Origin of the sequence: Mycolicibacterium arseniciresistens (genome assembly GCF_030519285.1) — a bacterium.
Taxonomy (GTDB): Bacteria; Actinomycetota; Actinomycetes; order Mycobacteriales; family Mycobacteriaceae; genus Mycobacterium; species Mycobacterium arseniciresistens.
Map to the genome: position 1 here is coordinate 1 of NZ_JAUMSQ010000539.1, position 1,159 is coordinate 1,159.

At 71.4% G+C, this 1,159-nt stretch carries 1 protein-coding gene; it reads left to right on the top strand.

The features are described 5' to 3' along the window. Positions 1-412: 412 nt before the first annotated feature. A complete protein-coding gene (locus tag Q2100_RS31330) occupies positions 413-1,069 on the top strand; it encodes a DUF6474 family protein (RefSeq protein WP_264015215.1) in 657 nt (218 codons plus the stop codon). Positions 1,070-1,159: the final 90 nt, after the last annotated feature.

Genomic DNA, 1,159 nt, shown 5'->3' on the forward strand with positions numbered 1-1,159 from the left:
CGGGGCGATCGGGTCCGTCGCGACCGGGCCGGTCGCCGCGGTCGGCGCGGTCATCACCGCGGGAGTCCTGCGACTGGCGACCGTCCCCGCCGCGGCCTTGATCGGGCCCGGCAAATGCCATCGCTCCGCCGAGACCCGTGAGGAACAGGCCGGAAGCCACCAGCCCGGCCGACGTGGCGACGCGAACGCGCGATCCCACTCCGCCACCACCCCTCGTAGCCCCGCCCGCCGGCCTCTCTGGCGGTCCACCGATTGTCGCATAATCCGTGGTCACGGTTTGCTACTGCAACTAATAGGCCCGGCCGCCCGCAGGGGCGCGGCAGGGCGGCGATGTGCTCGAACGATACTGTTGTTCCGCGGCGATGTGGCCGCACGCGCATCCAGTGACGAATCAACCGGGAGGCACGCCGGGATGGCCCTGTTCAAGCGACGCAAGAGCCGCGCTACCCGCCGGGCCGAGGCCCGGGCCATCAAGGTGAAGGCCAAGATGGAGGCCAAGCTCTCCGCCAAGAACGAGACGCGCCGGATCAAGGCCGCCAACAAGGCCGAGACGCGGGCGCTCAAGGCTCAACTGCGCGCCCAGCGCGACAGCGACCGGGCTGCCCTGCGGGTTGCTGAGACACAGCTCAAAGCCGCCAGGGAGGGCAAGCTGTTCTCCGCCACGCGCATTCGGCGGGTGCTGACCGTGGCGCGTTTGCTGGCACCGATCGCCGTTCCGATTGTGTACCGGGCGTCGATCGCCGCACGCGGGCTCGTCGACGAGCGGCGCGCCGACCGGCTGGGCGTCCCACTCAGCCAGCTCGGCCAGTTCTCCGGGCACGGCGCCGAACTGTCGGCCCGCATCGCCGGCGCCGAACAGTCCCTGCGGCTGGTCGCCGAGAAGAAGCCCAAGGACGCGGAGACCAAACAGTTCGTCGCCGCGATCACCGAGCGGCTCAGCGATCTGTCGGCCGCGGTGACCGCCGCCGAGAACATGCCGTCGACGCGCAGGCGGTCCGCTCACTCGGCCATCGCCACGCAGCTCGACGGGATCGATGCCGACCTGATGGCTCGCCTGGGCGTCGTCTGACGACGATGCCGCACCCGCCGATGCGCCTGCGGGTGCTCACTGCCCTGGTGACCGTCGTGCTGGCCGCGCTGGCGCTGGCGGGCGCGGGGC